Below are 24,792 nucleotides of genomic sequence, written 5' to 3' on the forward strand. Positions count from 1 at the left end.
GCGCAGGGTAGGTTTAAGAAAACGCTTTGTCCGGCCGGCTGCCGGGCTTCACTACCGGAATACCTGCCCGACACAGCGGGCAATCATCGGGTGCGTAGGTGGCTGCCGTAACCGGCAGCAATGCAAAGTTCGGAAAAGAAAGCTCAGCTTTCCCACTAGTGCGGTCAATTAAACTGGCCACGGCCAAAATTTCTGCTCCCATTTCGGTCAGCAGGCGGGCTACTTCGTTGGTGCTCTTGCCCGTAGTCACCACGTCTTCAGCAATAATAATCCGCTCGCCGGGCTCTATGGTGAAGCCGCGGCGCAGGGTCATTTGCCCATCGGCGTCGCGCTCCGTGAAAATGCCGGGCACGCCCAGCTGCCGGGCCAACTCGTAGCCAATCACGACGCCGCCCATAGCGGGGCCTACCACGGTATCGGGCTGCAAACGGGCGGCCCGAATCTGAGCGGCCAGCTCGGCCGCGGCGGGAGCGGCCAGATCGGGCCGGCGCAGGAAGCGCGCGCACTGCACATACGTATCAGAATGCAAACCAGAAGACAGGCGGAAGTGCCCACGCAATAGTGCGTTTTCCTGCACTAATTGCTCTTCCAGGGTTTCGGCGGGTAGGGAGGTGTGAGTGGTCAAGAGAGTATACTATTATATATAAGACGCCACAGGGTTAAAACTCTGGGCTATGAAACGGCATTAATCGTGCTGTTATGCAGGCGGTTCGGGCGCTGCATAGCCCAAGGCTTCAACCCTGGGATACCGTATCAGTTTTTGCTACCTGCCGGTGCTCATTGATCTGCTCCTTCAATTCTTGGGCAGCAGCGCCAGCATCGGCCGCTTGCCAGATGGCACGCGAGGAGTTAATGAGCACGCCCAAACCGTCGGGGCGTAGGCCGGCGCGAAGGGTAGCGGCCAGGTCGCCGCCCTGGGCACCCACGCCGGGCACCAGAAACCACTGGGTTGGGCACAGCTCACGCACGCGTGCCATGGCTTCGGGTTGGGTAGCGCCTACCACCAGCCCCACCCCACCGTTCTCCTCATCCAGCTTGCCGCTGATGCGGGCGGCCTGGTCGCTGAGGACGCCACCGCTTGTGAGGGCCATGTCTTGCAGAGAGTGGGTAGGCTTATTGCTGGTTTTGGCCAGCACAAAGACCAGTTTGCCTTCGCGCAGAAACGGCACAATGGCGTCGTCACCCATATAGGGGTTCACCGTTACGGCATCGGCACCTACCACGTCGTAGGCGAAGCGGGCGTAGTGGTCGGCGGTGTTGGAGATGTCGCCGAACTTACCGTCCAGAATCACCGGAATATCCTGCGGAATCCGCTGGATGGTGTCGCGCAACAAGGCCACGCCGTTTTCCCGGCTCAGGAAGAACGCCAGATTTGGTTTGAAGGCGGCAGCGTACGCGGCGGTCTGATCGATAACTTCGGCCAAACGGCCAACTACCTGCGCATCCTCCCCGATAGGATCAAGACCCACGCACAGCAGCGAATCAACGCGCTGGATGCGGGAAAGCAGCTTGTTCATGGTCTTTTGAGTTGTTAGCAGCTACGTGATATTAGATGCAAAGCTAACAGCTAATAGCTTGTTAGAAGCAAAAACGCCCAGCTTGCACCGGGCGCATTTTGTAGCAGCGCCTTGCATACGGTTGTTGCGCTGGATCTAATACGGATTCTATTTGCCTCGTGTGGGCACGAAAAAACCGCTTTGACTACTCACACAGAGGAAAGCAGGAACTACCGAAAAAAACAGGAGAAGGAACAAAGGGGGAAAAATACGCACCCGGCACTCTTCTTGATATATTCATAACATAGCCTACTACGTGCATGGCCTAATAGTGGCGTATGTTTGCGCTCCTGTTGCTACTTACCTGTTCTACTTCCTCTCTATGAAAAATGCGTTTCTTGGTTTTCTGCTAGGCAGTTTGCTGTTGCTATCCTTACCATCGCTGGCGCAGTCTGCTAGCCCGGTTGCCTACGGTGAGCAGGTACAGGTGTCGGGGGCTGGTCGCCGAGCACTGTATCAGCACGCGCTAGCCTGGAGCGAGAAAGGGTTTGCATATACCCCTAAGATGGATGTGAAGGCTGATGCCGCCGCGGGCACTCTCCGGTTGCGGGGTACGGGTAAGGTGAAAACGCTCGACAACAACAAGCCCATCGAAACAATGGTCCGCTTCGAGTTCGTGTTTCGCGCCACTGATAATGGCTACGACTACAACGTAGGTGCTTTCGAGGTAGTCCCGAACGAAAAACAGCCCGCTACCACCGTACCGCTGGACGACTACGTGGCCCAATTAGCTGCTGACCGCACCAACAGCCGCACCAACAACGACCGGCGCGTGCGGGCGCAGGCTTCTTCACTGGCTAGCGAAGTCGCGCTGTCTTTCCGTTCCTATATGAATAGCCACGAAGGCGAAAGCGACGATACAGTAGGGTTGAACTAGCCTGAGGCTGCTCTTTAGGCCACCGATAACGCCCTTCATAACAACGCCACTCCTTTTGCAAGGAGTGGCGTTGTGCTTGTATATATAAGACCTGTTCCTGAATAATAAGAATCGAAAAAATGTCTGTCATGCTTCGACAAGCGGACGCTAGGTGAAGCATGACAGACATTTTTACACGGATCTTAACGTAAGAACAAGTCTATATAATATCAGATTAACGTCCTGCAATAATCAGACGCTGGCTGGTGAGGCGCTTGCCGGCGGCGTTCAGTAGCACCACGTAGTAGAGACCCTGGCCCAGGTTCTGAGTTGGGAGCAGGGTAGCACGATCTGTTACGGCCATAGCATTCACCTGTCGGCCTTGCGCGTCATACACTACCAGTTGCTGCTCCCCAGTACCTTCTTTTACAGATCCTACCAGCACACGCACCATCTCGGCTGCTCCGGCGGGGTTGGGGGCCAGCTGAAGCGATACAGCCAGTGTTTGCTCTTCAAACGTGGCCGCTACTACCGGCGAAAACGATTCGTTACCATTGGTGTCTACCTGTCGCAAGCGGTAGTATACCGTGCCGGTGCTCTGCTCAGCAGCCGTTGCATCTAGGTAGCGGTACTGTTGGGCGGTGGTTGTGGTTCCTGCGCCAGCTACCTGACCAATAGCTTGAAAAACGGCATCGGCGCCTTGCTGCACGGCTCGTTCCACGACAAACAGGCTATTATTTTGCTCCGAAGCCGTTTTCCAGTGCAGTTCGCCTCCCTGATTTGTGGCGCGCACCGTGAAGGCTGTCATCTCGACGGGTAGCGGGTTGGTAGGATTCACGAGGTTTTCAGGGAAGAAGCCCCGCAGCTCCTCGGCAAAAGCGTAATAGATGCGCGTATCCTGCACAGTGCCTACCGTGTTGGTAGTAGTTAGCTCTACCCAATCAAAATCCTGCGTGGCTACGAAAGACAGGGCTTGCCGACCTGTGCTGCCCCCCAGGATTGTGGCCTGCGCAAGGTTGGCTCCCGACACGCTCTCCACTGCTATCAGCGACGGCACCGCGCTGGTATTATTGCCTTTACCAGCAGTAGTTTGGCCTTCGCGATAGGTCGTGATGGTGAAATTGGATAAGACACCCGCGCTCAACAGGCCCCCTACTAGTCCTCCGTTGTCGATGTAGTCGAAGACAAATCCGGTGCGGTTGCCTGCTTTACCTGCTTTCCCGCTTGCCACTTTGTTGGCACCGTTAAGCTTCACGGCCAATGCCAGGCCCTGATTCACATTTAAATTCACCAATGAGCCCTTGATCTGAGCATAAGTGGTAGTTAGATTGCGCTTGGCAGCAAAGCTTGGGTCCTGAAACCCTGCGCAGCTACTGCCGATAACAGAAGCACAGGCACTAACTGTCAGCAAACCACTGGTATTCGGTGTGAGGGTAGCCACTTGGAATTTATCGGTAGGATCTTCAAAGTCAGAAAAGACTGGGTCTGGGTCACTGAAGGCTGCTTCTTCAATGCCAAAGCCATAGTACACGTTCAGGTTGTCCAGCACGTTTACTGCCCCATTCAGGCTGATCTGTACCTGGTTGAATGGCTTCGTCGTCTGGAAGCTCAGGAAATAGCGGTTGTCGGGCAGCACATTCACCCGCAGCAAGTTAGCTCCGGAAGCGCTTTCCTGTAGTGCATCATTTAGGTAGGTGCTCAGGCGCACGTTCTGCAACAGGTTTAGGTCAAGCAGGCCACCGTTGCCGATCACAAATCCGGCACGATACCCGGTAGGGCCTACTGTGCTGCGCAGCTTCACGCGCAGGGTAGCCGGGCAGTTCAGCACGCTTATATTCAGCAGGTTCCGGAACGTGGCAAAGTCAGCCAGATCGTCATTGGCGGCGTTCTGCGAGTTGTCGATGTTCGAATTCACATTCACACATACCAGCCCGTTGGCTCCACGGGATTGGGTGCTGTACTCCTGGCCCTCCACCGGGCTAACATTGTTCGACAGCGCGCCTTTGTATTGTATCGTTGAATTTTGGTCGTCGAAGCCAAAGGCGTAGTAGAAGCGTATGCCGTAGCTCAGATTCAGCACCCCTGCTGTTACCAGCTCTATTTTGTTGAAGTCGCCGCTGGCAATAAAGCCGGCGCGGGTAGGGCGGTTGTTAAACAAGGGTAAGTTGTTGCGCAGCGAGCTGGTCAGGCTCGACTCAATCCCTACCAGCTCTGCAACCGGAATACGCTGCACGAGCGTTTCGTTCAGGTACGTTTGCACGTACACAGCGTTCAGCAGCGACACATTCAGCAGTGAGTTGTCACCACTTATCACGATGCCCGCCCGATTGCCTTTTTTAACGGTCGCAGCCATATCCACGCGCACCGAGGTAGGCGTCGACTCCCCTGTAATTTGTGCTTCCGCTAGCGACAACACACTAATATTTAAAGCGGCGGCTATCGTTGTTTGAGTTAAGTTGTTGGTAAGTAGAGCGTAGCTATCAAAGGACGTTGTGCCTTCATCAGCTGCAGCTTCGCCATTCACAACGTTTCCAAAAGATAGGGTAGTTGTTCGAGTGTTAAGACTAGCCCCTAGTACCTTAACCTGCGCCGTAACAGTAGCGCTGCCTTTCATTACCTTTGCCGTGCCCGCTTTAGTGTAGATAACTCGCGTAATGGGACTTTGGGCAAGTGCTGTGGCACAACTCAACCATGCTAGTAGAAATACTACTGCTTGGCAACGCAAAAAGGTCGGTAAGTAGAAGAAGCGCTTCATAAGTAAGATTAGAAAAGTCCATAAACACGTTCATAAATCACAGTACAATTTCACTGCCTTTAAATTATATTTTTGTATAAATATTTGATTTGAAGCATTATACGATTTTATAGTTTTTATCTAAATATCCCATAAAGAGAATAAAAATCCTATTATGAGAAAATTTGATTGAGTAGCTTTCCCTACTTATACTCGCACTGTCCACCCCATTTCTCTTTCTGAGCTACTGAAAACCCAGCTGAATGGGCTATACTCCACACAGAAGCCGTACATTACGTATAGTTTCTATGTGACGCATGGTTTACCACAGCTACTCCGCTACATTCCCCAATGATTGCATCCTCTACTCTTCGCATATTCGTTGTTGAAGACAACGCTTGGTATGGCGAACTACTTGAATATAAGCTCTCTCAGAATCCAGAATATATTGTACGACGCTTTACCACAGCGCAGTCCTGCCTGGATAATCTTAACGAGAAGCCTGACCTTATTACGCTAGACTATACTCTACCCGATGGCACCGGCGACGTAGTACTACGCCAGATAAAAGAGCGCCTGCCAGAAGTAGCCGTTATTATCATTTCGGGACAGGAGGATGTGCGAACAGCCGTTGGCCTGCTGCGCCAGGGTGCTTATGATTATCTTGTAAAAGATGAAGAAACAGCCGACCGGCTTTGGAACACCATTGGCAACGTAAATCAGCAACTGGCCCTACGCCGGGAAAACGAACGACTGCGGGAACAAATTGGACAGAAGTACGACCCACAACGTGCTATTTTGGGAAAGAGCCCCCAAATGCAGCAATTATTTTCCTTGGTTGAGAAGGCAGCCCGCACCAACATCACGGTTTCTCTGAGTGGGGAAACCGGCACAGGGAAAGAGCTGGTTGCGAAGGCCATTCATTTCCGGTCTGAGCGCCGCAACAATGCCTTTGTGGCCGTAAACGTGGCTGCTATTCCGCGTGAGCTTATTGAGAGTGAGCTGTTTGGCCATGAAAAAGGGTCTTTCACCGGGGCCGTTAGCCGGCGCATTGGACGATTCGAGGAAGCCCATCGGGGCACGCTTTTTCTGGATGAAATTGCTGAGCTAGACCTGAACCTACAAGCCAAGCTTCTGCGCGTGCTACAGGAGCGGGAGGTGATGCGGGTAGGTGGCAGCGCTCCAATCCCTTTTGATGCCCGCCTGATGGTAGCCACGCACCGCGACCTGACAGAAGAGGTGAAGCAGGGCCGTTTCCGGGAAGACCTGTACTACCGCTTGCTGGGCCTACCCATTCTGCTCCCCCCGCTGCGCGACCGGGGCCAGGATGTGCTGCTATTGGCTCAGTCGTTCTTACAAACCTTCTGCTCCCAAAACAACATGGCCGATTGTCGCCTGTCGCCGGATGCCCAGCAGAAACTGCTGCGCTACCCCTTCCCCGGCAACGTGCGCGAACTGAAAGCAGTGGTAGAGCTAGCCGCCGTATTGGCCGACGGCGACACCATTCAGCCGCAAGATTTGTCGTTGCGGCACGCCAGCACCACCCAGGAAACCAACACGCCAGATGGTGATGAGTCGCTACGAACGCAGACGGCAGCCATTGTGCAGCGCTACCTCGACAACCACAACGGAAACATATTGCAGGTGGCGGCGAAACTACAAATTGGCAAGTCTACTATCTATCGTATGATACAGAACAACGAAATCCGGGTCAGCTAACGACTGGTTTTCTTGTTTTACTTATTTCTATACAACTTGTTTTATGAGTTCTATCGCGTATCGCCACCTGCAACGACGTTTGCGGCAGATGACGCGGGCTCAGATGGCTACCACCGCCGAGCTGCGGGACCTGCGTGCGCAACTGGCCCAGCAAGGGCTTGCGGCCGCCAGCCAGATGAGCACCCTCCTGCAAACGATGAGTACGGCTATACTGGCCGAAAACCAGGGTAGGCAGGTGGCGCTGGTGAACCAGCGCTTCTGCGATATGGTAGGGCTTACGCAGCCACCCGAAACTTATTTGGGCTATACCCACGCCCAAATGCGTCGGGTATTGGCCCTTTGCTTCCGGGAGCCCGCCTTGGTATCAGAAACCATTGAGCAGGCCATTGCCGAGCAGAACCGCATAAGCGGGCAGCTGCTACGGCTACGCAACGGCCGAATCTTGCAGCAGGAATACCTGCCGGTGTTGCAGGATGGCAAAACGATGCTGCACCTGTGGAGCCTAGAGGACGTGACGGAGCGCGAGCAGGCGCAGGAAAAAATCCGGCAATACTCGCTGCTTTCAGAGCATAGTCCCAATCCCTTCATCCGGTTCGACCGCGTGGGTAGGGCACAGTATGCCAACCCAGCCGCTGAGCCGCTGTTGCAAGTGTTGGAGAAGCCAATGGAAGCGGAAACCCGCGACTTTGTCCGCAGCGAAATAGAGCAGGCCCTGCAACAGCATCAGATTCGAACCACGGAGCGGCGCCTGGGTGGCCATTTCTACCACTGGCAGATAGTGCCTTTTCCGGAGGAGCAGTCGGCTATTATTTATCTAACGGACATCACCGACCGGCGACGAGCCGAGGCAGAATTACTGCACAGCCAGCTGTTTGTATCGCGCATCAACGATACAGTGCCTAGCATGGTGTTTCTCTTCGACCTCACGCAGAACAACCTCACGTACTCTAACCGGCAAACAGAGCTGCTGCTGGGCTACACAGAGACAGAGCTGAAGGCGATGGGGCCAGCCATCGTTCATCACCTGATGGCTCCCGAAACCATAGAAGAAATCATTAGCCGCTGGCCTGAAGGGGGGCAGCTTCCAACGCAGCAGCCACTGGTATTTGAGTACCCCATACGTCGCCGCGACGGCGAGTGGCGCTGGCTGCGACTACAGTTGGCTGCGTTTACCCGGCAGCCTAATGGTGAGCCCATTCAGCTTATTGGCAGCGCGCAAGACGTTACCGTTACCCGGCAAATCCAGGAGGAGTTGCGCCAGAGTCGCCTGCTCATGGACCGTATCACCAGCTTGGCACCCAACCTGATTTATACGTTTGACGTACAGCAAACCTCATTCGTCTACGTCAACCATTATTCCGTTACGGCGCTAGGCTATACACCGGATGAGCTATTGACCTTCGGCACTGCTTCTCCGCAACACCTGATTGTGCCCAGCGAGCTTGCCAAGCTCCAGCAACACAACATACAAGTACAACGGGCGGAAGATGGCGAGGTATATTCCCTTGAGTTGGCTTTTCTGCATCGGGATGGTTCTACCCGGTGGTTTCGGTGCAGCCACACGCCGTTTGAGCGCGACGAGGAAGGCCGCTTACGCCTGATGCTAGGCACGGCTGAGGACATTACCCAGTGGAAAATTGCAGACGAGCAGCGGCGCCTTGCCAACTACCGGCTGGCCGAGCAGAACCGCTTGTTCCGGCAGGTGATTGACACCATCACGCCCCTCATCTACCTGAAAAACGAGGCCGGCAACTACACCCTGGCCAACCAGGCTACGGCGCAACTCTACGGCTCTAGCACCACGGAGATTGTGCGCACGCCCTACCAGCTACTCCGCGCCGATCCGGCCGACTTGCAACGGGACCATGAGTACGACCAAACCGTACTGCGCACGGAGCAAACCGTTGACTACGAGGACACCTTCACGAATCCCGATGGCTCTATCCGGTGGTTGCACGTTGTGAAGCAGCCTTTTATGCTAGCTGATGGCATGTTGCAGGTATTGGGTGTAAGCACCGATATCACCGATATAAAGCGTGCGCAGCAGGAGTTGCGCGAATCCAAAGAAGCCGCCGAGGCGACGGCGCGCACCAAGCAAGAGTTTCTGGCCAATATGAGCCACGAAATTCGTACGCCCATGAACGGGATTCTGGGTATTGCCAACCTGCTGGCCAAAACCCCGCTCGACGAGCAGCAGAACCAGTACCTGGGCCATATCCGGCACTCGGCTGAAGCGTTGCTGGTAGTTATCAACGACATTTTGGCCATGGCCCAACTCGACGCAGGCAAACTACAACTGGAGTCGGTTTCGTTTGACCTGCGCGATGTGCTGTACGCCAGCCAGCAAATGGTGCAGCCCCGCGCCGCCGAAAAAGGCGTGTCGCTGGAGTTGGAGCTGCCCCCCGAAACCACGCCTACCTTCGTCACGGGCGACCCCTACCGCCTGCGGCAAGTACTGCTCAATCTGCTTAGCAACGCCGTGAAATTCACGGAGCACGGGCGGGTGCTGCTGGCCTGCCGCCGTCTGAGTGCCGCTCATGAGAAGCCCCGCTTTCAGTTTTCGGTGCTCGATACGGGTATCGGCATTCCGGCCGAGCAGCTAGAACATATGTTTGAGCCTTTCACGCAGGCTTCTTCGTCGACGGCCCGCGAGTACGGCGGCTCGGGCCTGGGGCTGAGTATTTCGCGCGGGCTGGTGGAGCTGTTGGGCGGCCAACTTTCAGCTGAAAGCACAGTAGGCGAAGGTAGTTCCTTCCTGTTCACCCTACCTTTCCAGCCAGCTGAAGAGGCCACTCCTACTACCGCTGCGGAACCCGCGCCCCGCTACCATACCCTAGGCAAGCGCCGTGTGCTACTGGCCGAAGACAACGCTGTCAACCAGTTTTTGGTGGAAACGCTGCTGAGCACTTGGGGTATGCACGTCGATACGGCCTCTTCTGGTTCGGAGGCACTCACGCTATTCTGGCAAAACACCTACGACGTGGTGCTCATGGATATTCAGATGCCAGGCATGGACGGCGTGGAGGCCACTCGACAGTTGCGGCGCCACCCCGATGCGCAGCGGGCAGCTACCCCCGTTGTGGCCCTCACGGCCCACGCCCTGCGCGACGAAGCCGAACGTTACCGCTCGGCCGGCCTCGATGCCTACCTCTCGAAGCCCTTCCGCGAGGAGGATCTGTTCCGTACGGTTTCGGCGGTGCTGCAAAAACAGCCTGTGCCAATGATAGAAGCAGCAGAACCCCTACCCGACAGCGCCCCACTCTACGACCTGAGCGGTATTCGCCGGCTGGCCCACGGCAACGAGGGCTTCGTGAAGCGACTGGTGCATCTGTTTATCCGTACTACTCCGCCGTGCGTGCGCGAAATGGAGGAACACTTGGAGGCAAACGATTGGAAATTGTTGGGCTCTACGGCGCATCACCTCAAAAGCTCGCTCGATGGCATGCACATCCGGCCGCTTCATACCGTCATTCGCCAACTGGAAGCCTGCCAGCAAGCGCCTCCCGACGTGCCTACTGCCACGCAGCAGGTGCAGCAGGTGCGGCAGATAACGGAACTGGTTATTGCCCAGCTAGAGCAAGAGTTCGGCGCTGAGTAGCGGCCAGAAGAGCTTTATTTTTAAAAGCACATAATTATACCACAACTCAAAAACGTTTTTTAGGGTTGAAGTACTAGAAAGCTGTTTATCTTACAGCACTACCCAATTGCTGGTAGCAGTTGGTTTTCTTTTCCTTTAATTCTCTTTTTATGTCTTGGTTAATTCTCTTGGGTCTGATTGTCGCAACTGCTGTACTCGCCCTTAGCACCGTAAATAATCTGAAAGAAATGATGCAGCCGGAAACTGTACCGGCCCGTCAGTAATTTTCGGAGTTCAAAAAAACAACGGGGGCTTCCTAGATAGGAAGCCCCCGTTGTTTTTTGTCGGATTTATAATCTACTGCCGTCTGCCGCTGCGAAAAAGAATTACACATTCGCAGCGCAACTACTGATAATTGCTTAGCGAATTACCAGCTTGCGCATTTCGCTTACGTTGTCGCCCTCCAACTTAATATAGTAGAGGCCGCTGGATATCTTGCTCAAATCCAAAGTTTTGGTGGCACGGTCGCTTAGTTCTGTGAGTAGTTCACGGTACACCACCGACCCGATAACGTTCAGTACCCGCAACTCTACCCGTCGGTTTTCAAAACCATTGATGGTAAGGTGCACAATGCCTGTGCTGGGATTGGGATAAACCAACACCGATTTTTCATCGGCCAGGGTAGCCTTAGGAAAACCCACACGTGTGTTTGCTGACTGAGCAGCTGCGCGAGTGGGTAGGGCACTACCAATAAGGCTAGCGCTGCCTATTAGTAGTATAAAGAGCAAATAATGTAATCGTTTCATCATAGACGGGAAATAGAATGGACGTATTATCAGCCAGTCTGTGGTTCTTAACGGCTGGTATTTTATTAGGTTTACAAAGATATATAGACAATTTTGGCAATTGTAGCAAAATATAATTTATCTACGAAATTAACTTTAACTACTACTTCCCTTCCAACACGTTAGCTCACAAAAAAATTTGGACGTTCTCATTATCGGCGGTGGCTTAGCAGGTCTGGCGGCGTCTCTCGACCTACGGCAGCGCGGCTATAGCGTGATGCTGGTGGAGCGCAAACGCTACCCTTTTCATAAGGTGTGCGGCGAGTACGTCTCCCAAGAAGTGGTGCCCTACCTACATCGGCTGGGAGCATCACCCGAGCCTTTGGGGCCTGCCACTATTACCCGCTTACAGGTGAGCGCGCCGGGCGGCGCACTGCTTTCGGCCCCGCTTGCGCTGGGCGGGTTCGGGGTAAGTCGCTACCGGCTTGATCATTACTTGGCAGAGCTGGCGCAGGCGCGCGGTGTGGCGGTGGAACAAGGGGCAACCGTCACTACCGTGACCTACGACCTCGCAGCCGACCAACACCACGCTACCCTGGCTGACGGCCGCGTATTAACGGCCCGCCTGGTGCTGGGCACCTACGGCAAGCGCGCCAACCTGGACCGCCAACTGCAACGGCCCTTCTTTCAGCAACGCTCGCCCTACCTGGGTGTGAAGTACCACCTGCGCCTACCCGGCTACCCCCGCAACCTGATTTCCCTACACAACTTCGCCGATGGCTACGCGGGGTTTTCGGCTATTGAGGAAGACAAGCTGTGCTTCTGCTACCTTACTACCCGCCGCAACCTGAAGGCCCATGGTACCATTCCTCAACTAGAAGCGGAGGTGCTTATGCGGAACCCGCACCTGCGCGCCATTCTCACCAGCGCCGAGCAGCTTTACCCGCAGCCCGAAGTCATCAACGAAATTTCCTTTGCACCCAAGTCCTGCGTGGAAGACCACGTGCTACTGTGCGGCGACGCCGCTGGCCTGATTACGCCGCTGTGCGGCAACGGCATGGCCATGGCACTACACGGCGCCTACCTCGCGGCCGGGCACGCTCATCGCTTTTTGCAGGGCCATATACATCGGGCCGCGTTAGAAGCAGCATACACCCACAGTTGGCAACAGCAATTTGGCGCCCGCCTGCGGGTAGGGCGGCTGGTGCAGCGGCTATTTGGGCAGCCCCGCCTCAGCAACTGGGTGATAGGTGGGCTGCGCCACTGGCCCGGCGCCGTGCAGGCGCTGGTGGCGCGCACGCACGGGCAGCCCTTCTGAACATGATTATGCTACCCTCGCGCTGCCACCCAATAAATTGCGTATACTGTCAGCAATGACCAGCTACCTGTGTGCTATTGGCACGGCCAATCCTCCCCACCGCATTCCTCAATCTCAGATTGCCCGTTTCATGGCCGATGCTTTATCGTTTGATGAAGCAGAAACCCGCCGCCTAGGGGCCCTATACCGGGCCTCTGGCATTGGGCAGCGCTATTCCGTGCTACCCGACTATGCCGAGGAAAACGGCAACTTCACGTTCTTTCCCAACACCCCGCAACTAGAGCCATTCCCCAGGGTAGGGCCGCGCATGGAGCAGTACCGCACCCACGCGCTGCCGCTGGCCGTGGCCGCCGTGCAGTCCTGCCTCACGCAAATGCAAGATGCCTCCCTACCCCACAGCATCACGCACTTGGTAACGGTGAGCTGCACGGGCATGTATGCACCGGGGCTTGATATTGAACTGGTAGAAGCCCTAGGACTGAGCCCCCATGTACAGCGCACATGCGTCAATTTTATGGGATGCTACGCCGCATTCAATGGCTTGAAGTTGGCCGACGCCTTTTGTCGGGCCGATGCGCAAGCCCGCGTGTTGGTGGTGTGCGCCGAGCTGTGCACCCTGCACTTTCAGAAGCGCCGCGACGACGATGACCTAGTATCCAATGCCTTGTTTGGTGATGGCGCAGCGGCAGCCTTAGTGCAAGCCCAGCCGGCCGCCCACGGACCCAGCCTATCGCTACAAGCCTTCCACTGCGACCTGGTGCCCGACGGCCGCGCCGATATGGCGTGGCACATCAACGATTTTGGCTTCGAGATGACGCTTTCGTCCTACGTGCCAGGCCTGATCAAGCAGGGCATTCAGCATTTGGCTGATGGACTGCTGGCTCGCTTGCCGGTCCGCATGAGCGACATCAAGCTATTCGCGATTCATCCGGGCGGGCGCCGCATTCTGGAGGCCATCGAGCAGGCCTTGGGGCTCACGCATCACGACAACCGCTTTGCCTACCAAGTACTGCGCGACTACGGCAATATGTCGTCGGCCACGGTGCTGTTTGTTTTGGCTGAATTGATGCGGGACCTCACACCTGCCCAGGACGGCGCGCCTGTGCTTAGCTTCGCTTTTGGTCCCGGTCTTACGCTGGAAGCGCTGTTAATGGAGGTGAAATGGTGAGTTTGTGAATAAAATACGTCTGTCATCCTGAACGCAGTGAAGGACCTTTTCACGTAAGAACAATAGGCATAACAACGACTCGTCCTCACGTGAGAAGGTCCTTCACTGCGTTCAGGATGACAGACGTATTTTATTCACAAACTCACCATTTCACCACTCACCACTTCCCACATGCCTGACTTGAGCCGCCGGTCTACGCAGCCGGAGCTGATGGATGATTTAACGTTGGCATCCGACGCGCTACGGCAGAACCTCGACGAGCTGGAAACCATCAATACGTGGCTGGGTGGCTACCGCCCGGTGCTGACGGCTCTGGCCGCCCTGCGTCCGCACTGGCCGCCCAACCACCCGCTCCGCCTGGCCGACCTGGGCAGCGGCGGTGGCGACACGCTCCGGCATATTGCTCGCTGGGCGCGACGGCAGGCCCTACCCGTTGAGTTGGTTGGCATTGACGCCAATGCTTTCATGCTGCAATACGCCGCCGACAAAGCCCGCGCCTACCCCGAAATCAGCTTTCAACAGCAAGATATCTTCTCCAACGAATTCCAGCGCCAGCCGTTCGACGTGCTCACGTGCAGCCTGTTCTGCCATCATTTTACCGATGCGGAGCTGGTGCCGCTGCTGCGCCAATGGCACCAGCAGGCCCGTGTAGCCGTGGTTATCAACGATTTGCATCGTCACCCACTGGCTTACTACAGCATCCATTGGTTAACGCGTCTGCTGGGCGGCTCCTACCTCGTGCGGCACGATGCTCCGCTATCGGTGGCACGCGCCTTCACCCGCCAAGACTGGCAACGCCTGTTGGCCGCCGCTGGTATCCAGCACTACTCGTTGCGCTGGTGCTGGGCCTTTCGCTGGCAAGTGGTGCTGTATGGTGAAATGGTGAGTAGTGAAATGGTGAAGTTGTGAATGCAAAAGCGTCTGTCATCCTGAGCTTGCGAAGGGGGTTATCACCTGATAACGAACATCTTCACAACGACTCGTTCACGCCTGATAAGGTCCTTCGCAAGCTCAGGATGACAGACGCTTTTGCATTCACAACTTCACCATTTCACTACTCACCATTTCACAACTACCCCCATATCTCCGCAGCGGTGCGGAAGGTGTTGACGTGGGCATCCAGAATATCGGCGAGGCGGGGAGAGTAGCCGCCGCCCATGCACACCACCACGGGTAGGCGGTGCTGGTGGCAGAGGCGCAATACCAGTTGGTCGCGCTGGCGGCAGCCCTCGCGGGTGAGACTAAGGTAGCCCAGCTTATCCGTAGCCAGCACATCGACGCCAGCCTGGTAAAACACGAAGTCTGGCTGCACCTCGTCGAGCAGGCGGGGTAGGGTGTCGGCTAGCAGCTTGAGATACCCGGCATCGGTGGTACCGTCGGGGAGGGGCAGGTCCAGGTCGGAGCGCTCTTTGCGGCCGGGGTAGTTGCGGGCGCCGTGCATCGAGAACGTGAACACGCGCGGCTCGTGCTCGAAAATGCGGGCCGTACCGTTGCCCTGGTGCACGTCCAGGTCCACAATCAGCACTTTGCCGATGCCGAGTTCTGGCTGGGCCAGCAGGTAGGCAGCGCCCGCTGCCTGGTCATTGAATAGGCAGAACCCTTCGCCTCGATCGGCAAACGCGTGGTGAGTGCCGCCGGCAATGTTGAGTGCTACTCCCATCTGCAAGGCGCGGCGCGCGGCCTCCAAGGTGCCTTCCAGAATGGTTATTTCCCGCGTTATCAACTGCGGGCTCCACGGAAAACCCGTCGTGCGCTCTTCCTGCCGCGTAAGCTGGCCCGTCGTAACGCGGTGATAGTAGTCGGCGGTGTGCACGCGCAGAATATCCGCGGCGGCGGCCGGCGCGGGCGCAAACAGGTCGGCTTCGGTGATGATGCCTTCGCGTAGCAGCTGCGCGGGCAGTAGCTCATACTTAAGCATGGGAAACCGATGATTTTCGGGCAATGGGTGGGCGTAGCAGGGCGCCCAGGCAACAGGCAGCATAGGGTAGGGATGGGGGCGGGCCGGCACACAAAGAAGCCCGGCCGGTAGGTCGGGCTTTTTGGGTGACTCAGGTACTGCATCGTTGGCAAAACCGTCGGCAGATTCCAGATCGGCCTCACTCACGATGTTTTGCGGACTTACGTGAGGCGTACTGGGCTCGAACCAGTGACCTCTACCCTGTCAAGGTAGCGCTCTGAACCAACTGAGCTAACGCCCCGCAAGCCCGCTGGCGGCGGCCGGGATTAGCAGCTAAGATACGACGCAGCGCCGTAGCAGCAAGTATTTTCACTGGTATTTTTTACGCCAACTATCCTGCCTACGCAACTTTCTGTCCACGGCGAAGTATAGCCGCTTACGGATGTTATGCGAGCCGCGCACTTGCAGTTGCTCGTTTTTTACTTTTTACTCCGCTTGATTTCCTTCTACTTATGAAAAAGATTACGCTTCTGCTTGTAGCTTTTGCTGCCTCCTTCTCTTTGGCCCATGCCCAGGTGCGGCCCGGTGGTGCCATGTCCTCTACCGACTATTTCCGTTCTAGCTCCGACTCGCGCAACAACGGCTTCGGGGTGAAAGGCGGATTCAACCTCACCAACGTGCACGGCGACGACAAAGGCGGCATTCCCGCCCGCGAAAACCTGAACACGTTCCATGCTGGTGTGTATGCACAGTTTGGCCTCAGCAGCAAAGTGGCCATCCAGCCCGAGCTGCTGTATTCGCGCCAAGGCTACCGCTACGATCAAACCCAGGGCGGCACAACGGAGCAGCGCGTAAACCGACTCGATTACCTGAAAGTGCCCGTATTACTCACGTACAACTTCCTCGATAACGTGAGCGTGCACGTAGGCCCGCAGGTTGCCTTGCTCACGAAAGTGAAAAACGCCGGCGTCGACCAGAGCATTGATGACTACGGCTACCACTCCCTCGACTACGGCGTAGTAGGCGGTATAGAATTCCGCGTTGGGCCCGCACGCATAGGTGGCCGCTACGACCTGGGCCTAGCCAAAATCCGTAAAGACGGCTACGCTACTACGGGCACGGCTGGGCAAATTAACGTGCCCAGTGGCGACGTACGCAACCAAGCTTTCCAAGTGTATCTGGGCTTGGGCATTTCCAACTAGCTTCATCATCAGCTTCAACAAAAAAGGAAGGCGCCGGGCGTCTTCCTTTTTTGTTAATGCACTTTTCAGTTTCGCATGGCTTCTACCCTACTCTTAGCTACGGCAGCCCTACCCGCCATCAACCAAGCCCGCGAGCTAGTGGCCGAGCGGGCTATGGCTGTGCTGGGCGGATGGGCCTTGCTGAATCTGCTGGTGAGCGGCTACTTTGTAGCCCGCACCGACGCACGCACCATGCCGCATCATTTTCACTTGATGAATGTGGGCTGGAACGTGGTGAACCTGCTGCTAGCTGTGGTAGGACTATTGCGCGCCAACCCCTATGGCGTGGGCAATCTTACCCTGGCCGATAGCCTAACGGCGCAGTTCAACTTCGAGAAGCTGCTGGTGCTCAACCTGGGCCTCGATGTGGCCTACCTCTGCATCGGCAGCTGGCTGCAAGCCCGCGCCGCCACCGACTCTAAGCCGGTCCGGCTGCTGGGGTTTGGCCGGTCGTTGTGGCTACAGGGTGGTTTTTTGCTGCTGTTTGATAGTGGGCTTTATCTACTATACCATCGTTTTGCGGCGCAGCTTCTACAACTAGTAGGGTAGGCAGATAGAAGCACAAAGCCCCGGCTGCTGAGCAGCCGGGGCTTTGTGCTTCTAGAGGTAGGATGTTAGGCTTCTACCGTTTCGCCTACCAATGCTTCTTTGATCTTCTTATTGAAGTTCGGAATATCATCGGGGTTGCGGCTGGTGATGAGGTTGCCGTCGACTACCACGGTTTCGTCGGACCACTGAGCGCCGGCGTTTTTCAGATCGGTTTTGATGCTGGGGTAGCTGGTCATGTGCTTGCCACGTACGAAGCCGGTTTCAATTAGCGTCCAGGGGCCGTGGCAGATGGCAGCTACGGTTTTGCCGGAACGGGCAAACTCGCCTACAAAATCTACCACGCTTTGCTCTACGCGCAGCTTATCGGGGTTGATCTGGCCGCCGGGCAATACCAAGGCATCGTAGTCGGCCACTTTCGCGTCGTCAATTACTTTGTCTACGTCTACTTTTTTGCCCCAGTCGGTTTTATCCCAGCCCTTGATGGAACCGCTTTTCAGAGAGATGACGTCCACTTGGGCACCTTCGTCTTCCAGAAATTTCTTCGGCTCAGTCAGTTCTACCTGCTCGAAGCCATCGGTAGCCAAGATGGCTACTTTCTTACCTTTCAATTTATCGCTGCCAAAAATGCTCATGGTCTAGGTGTTTTGGGTGGTACAGAGAATAATTACGGCACCGTTTTACGGCGGTGCCGCTAGGTATTCAACGCAACCTGTACCAGGGGGTTAAGCATAAAATTTTGCCCTAGTACTCCCAAAACGCTATGCTACGTGTGCTTTACTCTTCGCCCTCGCGGCGCAACTGCTTCAGCTCCTTGCGTAACCGACGCACGCGCTCATCAAACCCATCGGGGTCGTAGTCCACGTCCTCCACATCCAGCTGCTCCAGCATATCCATTAGGGCATCGGAATGGTCGGCGCGCACACCGCTGTCTACCCGCACAAAGGCCAGCTCCGACCACAGCACGGCTTTCAGGCGCAAGCCGTCTTCGTGCAGCATTTGCATCTCCACCACCAGGTTGGAATTGTCGAAATGAATGAGTTGGGTGCGAATGCGCACTACCTCGCCGTGGCGCGCCGGGCGCAAGTAGCTGATATGGTGCTTGGTGATAACCCAGCCCGCATTCTGCTGTTGGGCCAACTGGCCCAGGTTCAGGGCATAGTGCTGAGTGGTGTGGTCCTCGCGGGCATTAAGGAAATAGTCGAGGTAGCGGGCGTTGTTGAGGTGGCCCAGCATGTCGCAATCTTGCAGGTAGACGCGGTGGGTGCTTTCGGGAGTTTGGAGCAGGGCAGTGGGCATGTATTTGGCTGGTAGCTAGTAGCTGTTGGCTGTTAGCTTATGTTCTGACGATGGCAAGTCAGCTAGCTTTTGTTCTGGCAGCACCATACGGCAGTAGAAGCTCGGCAGCTGAATCAACTGGTTATTGAAGCAGTCGGACAAAAATGAACGAGTGCTGTTCTGCGTATGAAACAGTGCAAGTTGGTAAAAAAGCCAATAGCCAGCAGCTAGAAGCTAACAGCTACCCCTATCGAAACAACTCGCCCTGCCCGGTGGGGCGCTCGTGTTGCAGCAGCCATTTTTTGCGGTGCAGCCCACCGGCATAGCCCGTTAGCTGACCATTGGCTCCAATAATCCGGTGGCACGGGAGCACAATGCCCAAGGGGTTTTGTCCATTGGCTGCTCCCACTGCCCGCACCGCACCAGGGTTGCCCAATTGCCGGGCCAGATCGAGGTAGGAAGCCGTGCGGCCGTAGCCTACCCCCAGCAGTGTCGCCCACACTTGCCGCTGAAAATCAGTGCCTTTCTCGAAATGATACCTCAACTTAAATTCCCGCAGCTCGCCCGCGAAGTAGGCTTTGAGTTGGCAATGCGCCTCACGCAAGCATTCGGGCACTTCTGCTACGGGGGTAGGCGCCTGGCCATGCGGCTCGTCCAGAAAGGTCACCGCGGCCAGTCCAGCATCGGACCCACGCAAGCTCAGCAGGCCCAGTGGGGTAGAAAGGTAGGCTTCGGGCATATGGTGAAGTTGTGAGTTTTTGAAGTAAAACCGTCTGTCATCCTGAACGTAGCGAAGTGAAGGACCTTCTCACATGAGAACGATGAACGTGAAGACGAGTCGTTAACAAGCCTGTCGTTCTCGCGTGAGAAGCTCCTATACTTCGCTCAGTTGCGTTCAGGATGACAGACGGTTTTACTAACTATTCCACCATTCACCATCTCACCCCTACCCTTCAAACCGCGCCATGCCGCTCCAGAGGCGCTCGAACTCGCGGGCGTAGGGGCGCACGATGGCGGGGTCGTCGGTGATGAGCAGGTTTTCTTGATTGTAGTAGGCCGCCGAGCGCGTCCAGTTGTAGCTGCCGGTAAGCACCGATTGGTTGTCGGCCACGGCAAACTTGTGGTGCATGTGGTTCTCGGTGCGGTCAACGTGCACGTTGATGCCGGCTTTATGCAGCTGGCGGATGTCGGAGCCCAGGTCGTCGAGCTTTTCGTTGTCGGTGAGGATGCGCACGTGCACGCCGCGCTGGTGGGCTTCCAGTAGGGCGGCCGTCAGCCGGTCGTCGGCAATGGTGAACACGCACACGTCCAGCGTTTCGGATACTCGCCCAATGAAGCGCTGAATGGCGCCCGCGCAGTCGTCGTGCGGACTAAAGTGCACCTCGGCGTGGGGCGTGCGGGCAGGCGGGGTAGAAAGCGGAACGGGAGTAATCGAATGAGGCACTGCGGGTAGCAAATTCGGAGGTTAAGAAAAAGAAAGCGCCGGCTTGGGCTGCCGTCGGGGCCGAGCGGCCGCCACGGTGGCCTGCGCCTGCCGCAACGCCTCGGCCGAAGGCTGATCTAAGATACGTAACGGCGGGCCATCGGGCCGTAGCTCGGCATCCCACAGACCAGAACGGTGCCAGTTGTCGAGGAAGTCCCAGTCGGGCCGGTCGATGATGGGGTAGCAGCACACCCCCCACAGCGGCACGCCAGCTTGCAGCGCCTGGGCGCACTCCTGGCCAATGTAGTGCCACCACTTAGGCCGGTCGATGCCGGGGTGGCTGGTTTCGGTGAGCACCACGGGGCGGCCGTAACGGCGGTGGGCCATTTCAAATAACTTGTGCAAGGGCGTCCAGCGCGGGTTAGCCGGCGTATCGGCCCAACCAATGGTTTCGTGCGGGTCCAGCTGCCATTGGTTGTCGTAGTAGAAGTTGAAGCCGAGAATATCCAGGTACTCCTCGCGGCCGCCCAGCTCGGGGCACAAGCGCCCGGCCAGCATATCCACCGACTGAAACTGGTTGTTGGTGAACTCCACGCAGCGCTGGCGCTCGGCCCTACCCGCCCCCAAGCGCGGTACCACGTTGATAAGCGGCTCGGTGGTGAGAATCCGGATGCCGGGGTCGGCCTCACGCAGAGCGGCCACGCCTTCGATGTAGGCTCGCATCAGCCCGCGCTTCACCTCCCAGCCCTGCCCCACGCAGTAGGGCGAAGTACCGCGTACATCGCCTCCCAACCACGACATAAAGCTCACTTCGTTGATGGGCGTCACAATCAGTTCGCCTTCAGGGCGCTGCTGGCGATAGAAGTCCACAAAGGCCCGGCACAGGGCCGCAAAGCGCCGCGCAAACATGGGGTGCAGGGGCGTGAGGTCGTCGGGGTAGCCAAAGTGACAGAGGTCCCAGATCTGCTGCACGCCCAAGTGCTGCCCCACTTCCAGCATCGCTTGCACGGTGCTCCAGTCGTAGTGGTAGGGCGTGGTTTCAATCTGACTCCAGCGAATACCCTCGCGCACCGTCTGCATCTGAAACTCGCGTTGAATGTCCTGATAATCTTGCTCTATCAGTTGCAAATGCCCGGTTAGGGGTAGGAAATCGACGCGGTGGCCGAAGGCGTTCAGCTGATCCGTACACTCGTAACCGGCCATCCAGAACGATTGAAAAGGAGAAGTAGCGGCGTGGTCGTAGGGTTGCATGGGCGTAGGAGTTTGGGTAGTGGTGAGATGGTGAGTAGTGAAATGACTACTCACCATCTCACTATTTACTGCGGCGAACCGCTGATTTCGGTGGTGCGATGCTTCTGTCCGAGGGACTTGGCTTCGATGAAAATGCGCTTGAACTCGGGGTATTTCTCCCGGATATCATCTTGTAAATCGTCGATGGCTTGCTCTATCTCCACCGCATTCAGGTCGCGACGGAACTGCACGTCGAGGGCCAGGATAACATCTTCGGGGCCAAGGTAGGACGTGAGTGGTGGGCGCACTTGGTCTACGGTATCGCGCTGACGGGCAATCTGTAGCAAGTCGTTGAGGGTGTCGCGGTCCACGCCTTCGCCAATGAGTAGGCCTTTGGTTTCACGAATCAGGAAAATAGCCACGCATACCAACAGCAGCCCTATGCAGATGGAGGCGGCCCCGTCGAGGTAGGGATTGTTGAGCGCATGCCCGAAATACACCCCCAGCAGGGCGATGACCAAGCCAATAAGGGCTGCGAAATCTTCCATCAGGATGGCGAATACCGAGGGGTCTTTGCTGCGGCGTAGCGAAGCTACCCATCCCACAGTGCCCCGGCTTTTGTTGAACTCCCGCATGGCAATCAGGAAAGACGTACCCTCAAACAGGATACCCAACGCCAGCACCCAGTAGTTCCAGGTAGGGTCGGTGATGGGAGCGGGTTCTTTAATGTGGGCAATACCTTCGTAGATAGACATGCCGCCGCCCACCGAAAACACCAACACGGCCACAATCAACGACCAGAAATACAGCTCTTTGCTGCGCCCAAACGGAAACTCTATAGAGGCCGGCTTTGTGCTTTGGTGCAAACCGTAGAGTAGCAGCAAGCCATTGCCGCTGTCTACCAAAGAGTGAATACCTTCCGACAGCATAGCCGAGCTACCTGTGAAATAAGTAGCCACAAACTTGGCAATAGCAATGGCGACATTGGCCCCGATGGCCCCGTAAATAACTAATTTAGAAGAAGATTTTCCGGCCATAGAAGAGGGATATACCTCTTCCTTACGGTGGGGCTCAGGGCAAGGTTAAGAACGCCTAGTCTGCACATGCGCCGCGAAGGAGCTGGATCGAAAGCAAAAATGCTGCTGGCGCTGGTGCAGCCCGTGCAAACGCACGCTATGGCAAACATTTCGGCGCGGCGCGGCTTTCTACCCTCGTTACGCTCCCTCTCCGCTGCTTATGGCTCACCTCGACTCCGACTCCCCTACTCCAGTTCCTACGTTGCAGCGCCGCCTTGGCTTGGTACAGGCCACCGCCCTCAACATGATAGACATGGTGGGCATTGGACCATTCGTCACCCTACCCTTGGTTATGGGCTTTATGGGACCCAACTTTCTGTTGGCCTGGCTAGTAGGCGCCGCCCTGGCCGCCATCGATGGCTTGGTCTGGAGCGAACTGGGTGCAGCCTACCCCGAGGCCGGCGGCAGCTACCGCTTTCTTAAACTGGCCTATGGCGAGCAGAAGTGGGGTAGGCTGATGTCGTTTCTTTACGTCTGGCAAACCCTGATTCAGTCGCCGCTAGTGCTGGCCTCGGGAGCCATTGGCTTTGCGCAGTACTTCGGCTACCTCGTGCCCCTCACTGAGTGGTGGCAACCAAAGCTGGTGGCTGGCAGCGTGGTACTGCTGCTTATTGTGCTGCTCTACCGCCGCATCGAGGACATCGGCAAGCTGGGCGTGGCGCTGTGGGTAGGCGTGCTGGCGCTCATGGGCTGGCTGATTTTCGGAGGCCTCACGCACGCTCATCATTCGGTGGCCGTGCTGCCTAGCGGGGGCGTGCCAGCCTTACCGGGCCTGCTGCTATCGGGGGCCATGGGCCACGCCGCCGTCAACGCCATCTACTCTTACCTCGGCTACTACAACGTGTGCCATTTAGGGGCTGAAATTAAACGGCCAGAAAAGGTGATTCCGCGCAGCATTTTCCTGAGTATCGTGGGTATTGCGGGGCTGTATTTGCTGATGAACTGGAGCGTGGGCACCGTTATTCCGTGGCAGGAAGTGCAGAGCTGGCAAAGCGGCGCCGGCGATAAATCGCAGTTCATTGTGAGCGTGTTTGTGGAGCGACTGTATGGGCCGGCCGCCGCCACAGTAGCCACGGCCATGGTGCTGCTGGTGGCATTTGCCTCGCTGTTTGCCGTGCTGCTGGGCTACTCCCGTATTCCCTACGCCGCCGCTGCAGATGGCGAGTTTTTGCCTGTGTTCGGCAAGCTGCACCCTACCAAACAGTTTCCGTACGTTTCGTTGCTGCTGCTAGGCGGCGTGGGCTTCGTCTTCAGCCTACTGTTTCGGTTGGGCGAGGTGATTGCGGCCATTTTAGCCATGCGTATTCTGGTGCAGTTTGTGGGCCAGGCTGTAGGGCTGGTGCTACTACGGCGGCGGCGTGGCACGGCAACGCTGCCGTTTAAGATGCCGCTTTACCCACTTCCCGTTGTTCTGGTCATTCTCGTGTGGCTGTTCGTGTTTGTGGGCATTGCGCCGGTGGCAGTGGAATGGGGCGGGGTCCGGTTCAATCTCTATTTTCAGGTGGCCGCCCTGGGTATGATGGCCCTGGGCGCGGTGGCGTTTCTGCTTTGGAGCCGTCAGCAAAAGCGGTGGCCATTTATTAAGTAGGGCTGCCTATACTTGTGGAACGTTTTATAAGCTTGTCTTCTCAAAGCGCCTGTCATCCTTCATCTGGCGTCCGCCTGCGAATGACCTTATGTCAGTTAAACGATTATCGTACAAGCGACTCGTTCTGGCGTGAGAAGGTCCTTCACTGCGTTCAGGATGACAGACGATTTCATATCCCTACCTATCCCCATTCATGAAGCTACTGTATACCCTCCTGTTCTCCCTATTAAGCCTTACCACCTTCGCCCAAACCACTACCGATTTCGTACCCTGGAGCGCCAAGCACCACCTCACTGCCCAGGATTTTGGCGTGAAGCTGAAGAAAGAAACCATCGGTAAGGCTGAGTTTCAACTTACTACCGAAACGCGTACCAACCTCTACACCAAGCAAAAGCGCACCATCGTGCGCAACGGTTTAGTGCGTTCCAAATCCAGCATCAATCCGGCGCATAACGTAGCCCAGCAGCTCCGCTTTCAGCAAACGTTGTTCGACATCACCGAAATATACGCCCGCAAGCTGCGCCAGATGATGCCCGCCACGCCTACGGCCTCCCCTACCCCTACCTCAGCCAAAACCGACCCGGCCGCCCAAATGATAGCCGCCGCCGCCAAGCGCCGCCAGCAGTATCGCCTCCAGACTGCCAACAGCACCATTGCTGCTAAGCAGGCCCAATGGGAAAAGACCATTCAGAAGGAATTGGCGGCATTGCAGCAGTTTGCGTTGCCGGAGTAGGTGTATTCATAAGACTGCCATTCCGAACTGGTCGAGGAATAACGGTCTGGCTACTAACTGGCAGCCC

General features: G+C 56.5%; 21 protein-coding genes and 1 tRNA gene. 10 read left to right on the plus strand and 12 right to left on the minus strand.

Features of this window, described 5'->3' with window-relative positions; genetic code table 11:
* Nucleotides 1-13 precede the first annotated feature (13 nt).
* A complete protein-coding gene (gene pyrE / locus F1C16_RS16310; protein ID WP_185281678.1) occupies nt 14-625 on the minus strand; it encodes an orotate phosphoribosyltransferase in 612 nt (203 codons plus the stop codon).
* A gap of 109 nt (nt 626-734) precedes the next feature.
* A complete protein-coding gene (gene pyrF, locus F1C16_RS16315) occupies nt 735-1,517 on the minus strand; it encodes an orotidine-5'-phosphate decarboxylase (protein WP_185281679.1) in 783 nt (260 codons plus the stop codon).
* A 361-nt stretch (nt 1,518-1,878) separates the two neighbouring features.
* Between pyrF and F1C16_RS16320 the strand changes: the two genes are divergently transcribed.
* Entirely contained in the window at nt 1,879-2,433 is a 555-nt protein-coding gene (locus tag F1C16_RS16320; protein ID WP_185281680.1) for a DUF4468 domain-containing protein, read from the plus strand.
* A gap of 214 nt (nt 2,434-2,647) precedes the next feature.
* Here the strand turns inward: F1C16_RS16320 and F1C16_RS16325 are convergent, their stop codons facing one another.
* Nucleotides 2,648-4,765: a T9SS type A sorting domain-containing protein gene (locus tag F1C16_RS16325; protein ID WP_185281681.1), complete on the minus strand. Its 2,118-nt coding sequence runs from the start codon at nt 4,763-4,765 to the stop codon at nt 2,648-2,650.
* Nucleotides 4,766-5,497: 732 nt separating this feature from the next.
* Between F1C16_RS16325 and F1C16_RS16330 the strand changes: the two genes are divergently transcribed.
* Both F1C16_RS16330 and F1C16_RS16335 read left to right on the plus strand, forming a co-directional pair.
* Nucleotides 5,498-6,865 (plus strand): sigma-54 dependent transcriptional regulator, encoded by a 1,368-nt coding sequence (locus F1C16_RS16330; protein ID WP_185281682.1) that lies wholly within the window; start codon nt 5,498-5,500, stop codon nt 6,863-6,865.
* A gap of 43 nt (nt 6,866-6,908) precedes the next feature.
* Complete coding sequence (locus F1C16_RS16335) at nt 6,909-10,463, plus strand: PAS domain S-box protein (protein ID WP_185281683.1); 3,555 nt, start codon at nt 6,909-6,911, stop codon at nt 10,461-10,463.
* A 398-nt stretch (nt 10,464-10,861) separates the two neighbouring features.
* On the opposite strand, the gene F1C16_RS16340 is transcribed toward F1C16_RS16335, so the two are convergent.
* On the minus strand, nt 10,862-11,143 hold the full coding sequence (locus F1C16_RS16340) for a T9SS type A sorting domain-containing protein (protein ID WP_185281684.1): 282 nt from the start codon (nt 11,141-11,143) through the stop codon (nt 10,862-10,864).
* A gap of 283 nt (nt 11,144-11,426) precedes the next feature.
* Here F1C16_RS16340 and F1C16_RS16345 point away from each other — a divergent pair, with 283 nt between their 5' ends.
* The 3 genes from F1C16_RS16345 to F1C16_RS16355 all read left to right on the plus strand — a co-directional run bounded on the left by F1C16_RS16345 (nt 11,427) and on the right by F1C16_RS16355 (nt 14,622).
* Nucleotides 11,427-12,545, plus strand: a complete 1,119-nt coding sequence (locus F1C16_RS16345; protein WP_185281685.1) for an NAD(P)/FAD-dependent oxidoreductase — start codon at nt 11,427-11,429, stop codon at nt 12,543-12,545.
* A gap of 55 nt (nt 12,546-12,600) precedes the next feature.
* Nucleotides 12,601-13,713 (plus strand): type III polyketide synthase, encoded by a 1,113-nt coding sequence (locus F1C16_RS16350; RefSeq protein WP_185281686.1) that lies wholly within the window; start codon nt 12,601-12,603, stop codon nt 13,711-13,713.
* A gap of 171 nt (nt 13,714-13,884) precedes the next feature.
* Nucleotides 13,885-14,622, plus strand: a complete 738-nt coding sequence (locus F1C16_RS16355; protein ID WP_185281687.1) for a methyltransferase domain-containing protein — start codon at nt 13,885-13,887, stop codon at nt 14,620-14,622.
* 163 nt (nt 14,623-14,785) lie between these two features.
* Here F1C16_RS16355 and F1C16_RS16360 read toward each other — a convergent pair whose 3' ends face one another.
* Entirely contained in the window at nt 14,786-15,694 is a 909-nt protein-coding gene (locus F1C16_RS16360; protein ID WP_185284366.1) for a histone deacetylase, read from the minus strand.
* A 142-nt stretch (nt 15,695-15,836) separates the two neighbouring features.
* Nucleotides 15,837-15,911: transfer RNA gene (locus F1C16_RS16365), tRNA-Val, on the minus strand.
* Nucleotides 15,912-16,122: 211 nt separating this feature from the next.
* Here F1C16_RS16365 and F1C16_RS16370 point away from each other — a divergent pair.
* On the plus strand, nt 16,123-16,812 hold the full coding sequence (locus tag F1C16_RS16370; protein WP_185281688.1) for a porin family protein: 690 nt from the start codon (nt 16,123-16,125) through the stop codon (nt 16,810-16,812).
* 75 nt (nt 16,813-16,887) lie between these two features.
* Nucleotides 16,888-17,400: a DUF6992 family protein gene (locus F1C16_RS16375; protein WP_185281689.1), complete on the plus strand. Its 513-nt coding sequence runs from the start codon at nt 16,888-16,890 to the stop codon at nt 17,398-17,400.
* 65 nt (nt 17,401-17,465) lie between these two features.
* On the opposite strand, the gene F1C16_RS16380 is transcribed toward F1C16_RS16375, so the two are convergent.
* The 6 genes from F1C16_RS16380 to F1C16_RS16405 all read right to left on the minus strand — a co-directional run bounded on the left by F1C16_RS16380 (nt 17,466) and on the right by F1C16_RS16405 (nt 22,365).
* On the minus strand, nt 17,466-18,032 hold the full coding sequence (locus tag F1C16_RS16380) for a type 1 glutamine amidotransferase domain-containing protein (protein ID WP_185281690.1): 567 nt from the start codon (nt 18,030-18,032) through the stop codon (nt 17,466-17,468).
* Nucleotides 18,033-18,174: 142 nt separating this feature from the next.
* Nucleotides 18,175-18,696, minus strand: a complete 522-nt coding sequence (locus tag F1C16_RS16385) for a thioesterase family protein (RefSeq protein ID WP_185281691.1) — start codon at nt 18,694-18,696, stop codon at nt 18,175-18,177.
* Nucleotides 18,697-18,922: 226 nt separating this feature from the next.
* On the minus strand, nt 18,923-19,414 hold the full coding sequence (locus tag F1C16_RS16390; protein ID WP_185281692.1) for a methylated-DNA--[protein]-cysteine S-methyltransferase: 492 nt from the start codon (nt 19,412-19,414) through the stop codon (nt 18,923-18,925).
* 207 nt (nt 19,415-19,621) lie between these two features.
* The gene (locus tag F1C16_RS16395; RefSeq protein WP_208306754.1) at nt 19,622-20,119 is read right to left on the minus strand and encodes a phospholipase D-like domain-containing protein; all 498 of its coding nucleotides are present in this window, start codon (nt 20,117-20,119) and stop codon (nt 19,622-19,624) included.
* 21 nt (nt 20,120-20,140) lie between these two features.
* On the minus strand, nt 20,141-21,349 hold the full coding sequence (locus F1C16_RS16400; RefSeq protein ID WP_185281694.1) for an amine oxidase: 1,209 nt from the start codon (nt 21,347-21,349) through the stop codon (nt 20,141-20,143).
* Between the two features lie 65 nt (nt 21,350-21,414).
* A complete protein-coding gene (locus F1C16_RS16405; protein WP_185281695.1) occupies nt 21,415-22,365 on the minus strand; it encodes a cation diffusion facilitator family transporter in 951 nt (316 codons plus the stop codon).
* Nucleotides 22,366-22,564: 199 nt separating this feature from the next.
* Between F1C16_RS16405 and F1C16_RS16410 the strand changes: the two genes are divergently transcribed.
* The gene (locus F1C16_RS16410; protein WP_185281696.1) at nt 22,565-23,992 is read left to right on the plus strand and encodes an APC family permease; all 1,428 of its coding nucleotides are present in this window, start codon (nt 22,565-22,567) and stop codon (nt 23,990-23,992) included.
* 193 nt (nt 23,993-24,185) lie between these two features.
* Nucleotides 24,186-24,725 carry a hypothetical protein gene (locus F1C16_RS16415; RefSeq protein ID WP_185281697.1) on the plus strand — a complete coding sequence of 180 codons (540 nt, stop codon included), beginning with the start codon at nt 24,186-24,188 and terminating at the stop codon, nt 24,723-24,725.
* The last annotated feature ends 67 nt before the right edge of the window (nt 24,726-24,792 follow it).

Origin of the sequence: Hymenobacter sp. NBH84 (assembly GCF_014217645.1) — a bacterium.
GTDB lineage: Bacteria > Bacteroidota > Bacteroidia > Cytophagales > Hymenobacteraceae > Hymenobacter > Hymenobacter profundi.

Bases quoted from the DNA above. Each gene is read 5' to 3' on its own strand.
- F1C16_RS16415 (WP_185281697.1), top strand. From the start codon at position 24,186: ATGAAGCTACTGTATACCCTCCTGTTCTCCCTATTAAGCCTTACCACC.
- F1C16_RS16385 (WP_185281691.1), bottom strand. From the start codon at position 18,696: ATGCCCACTGCCCTGCTCCAAACTCCCGAAAGCACCCACCGCGTCTAC.
- F1C16_RS16405 (WP_185281695.1), bottom strand. From the start codon at position 22,365: ATGGCCGGAAAATCTTCTTCTAAATTAGTTATTTACGGGGCCATCGGG.
- F1C16_RS16355 (WP_185281687.1), top strand. From the start codon at position 13,885: ATGCCTGACTTGAGCCGCCGGTCTACGCAGCCGGAGCTGATGGATGAT.
- F1C16_RS16325 (WP_185281681.1), bottom strand. From the start codon at position 4,765: ATGGCTGCGACCGTTAAAAAAGGCAATCGGGCGGGCATCGTGATAAGT.
- pyrF (WP_185281679.1), bottom strand. From the start codon at position 1,517: ATGAACAAGCTGCTTTCCCGCATCCAGCGCGTTGATTCGCTGCTGTGC.
- F1C16_RS16320 (WP_185281680.1), top strand. From the start codon at position 1,879: ATGAAAAATGCGTTTCTTGGTTTTCTGCTAGGCAGTTTGCTGTTGCTA.
- F1C16_RS16370 (WP_185281688.1), top strand. From the start codon at position 16,123: ATGAAAAAGATTACGCTTCTGCTTGTAGCTTTTGCTGCCTCCTTCTCT.
- F1C16_RS16330 (WP_185281682.1), top strand. From the start codon at position 5,498: ATGATTGCATCCTCTACTCTTCGCATATTCGTTGTTGAAGACAACGCT.
- F1C16_RS16375 (WP_185281689.1), top strand. From the start codon at position 16,888: ATGGCTTCTACCCTACTCTTAGCTACGGCAGCCCTACCCGCCATCAAC.
- F1C16_RS16335 (WP_185281683.1), top strand. From the start codon at position 6,909: ATGAGTTCTATCGCGTATCGCCACCTGCAACGACGTTTGCGGCAGATG.
- F1C16_RS16350 (WP_185281686.1), top strand. From the start codon at position 12,601: ATGACCAGCTACCTGTGTGCTATTGGCACGGCCAATCCTCCCCACCGC.
- F1C16_RS16390 (WP_185281692.1), bottom strand. From the start codon at position 19,414: ATGCCCGAAGCCTACCTTTCTACCCCACTGGGCCTGCTGAGCTTGCGT.
- F1C16_RS16380 (WP_185281690.1), bottom strand. From the start codon at position 18,032: ATGAGCATTTTTGGCAGCGATAAATTGAAAGGTAAGAAAGTAGCCATC.
- F1C16_RS16400 (WP_185281694.1), bottom strand. From the start codon at position 21,349: ATGCAACCCTACGACCACGCCGCTACTTCTCCTTTTCAATCGTTCTGG.
- F1C16_RS16360 (WP_185284366.1), bottom strand. From the start codon at position 15,694: ATGCTGCCTGTTGCCTGGGCGCCCTGCTACGCCCACCCATTGCCCGAA.
- F1C16_RS16410 (WP_185281696.1), top strand. From the start codon at position 22,565: ATGGCTCACCTCGACTCCGACTCCCCTACTCCAGTTCCTACGTTGCAG.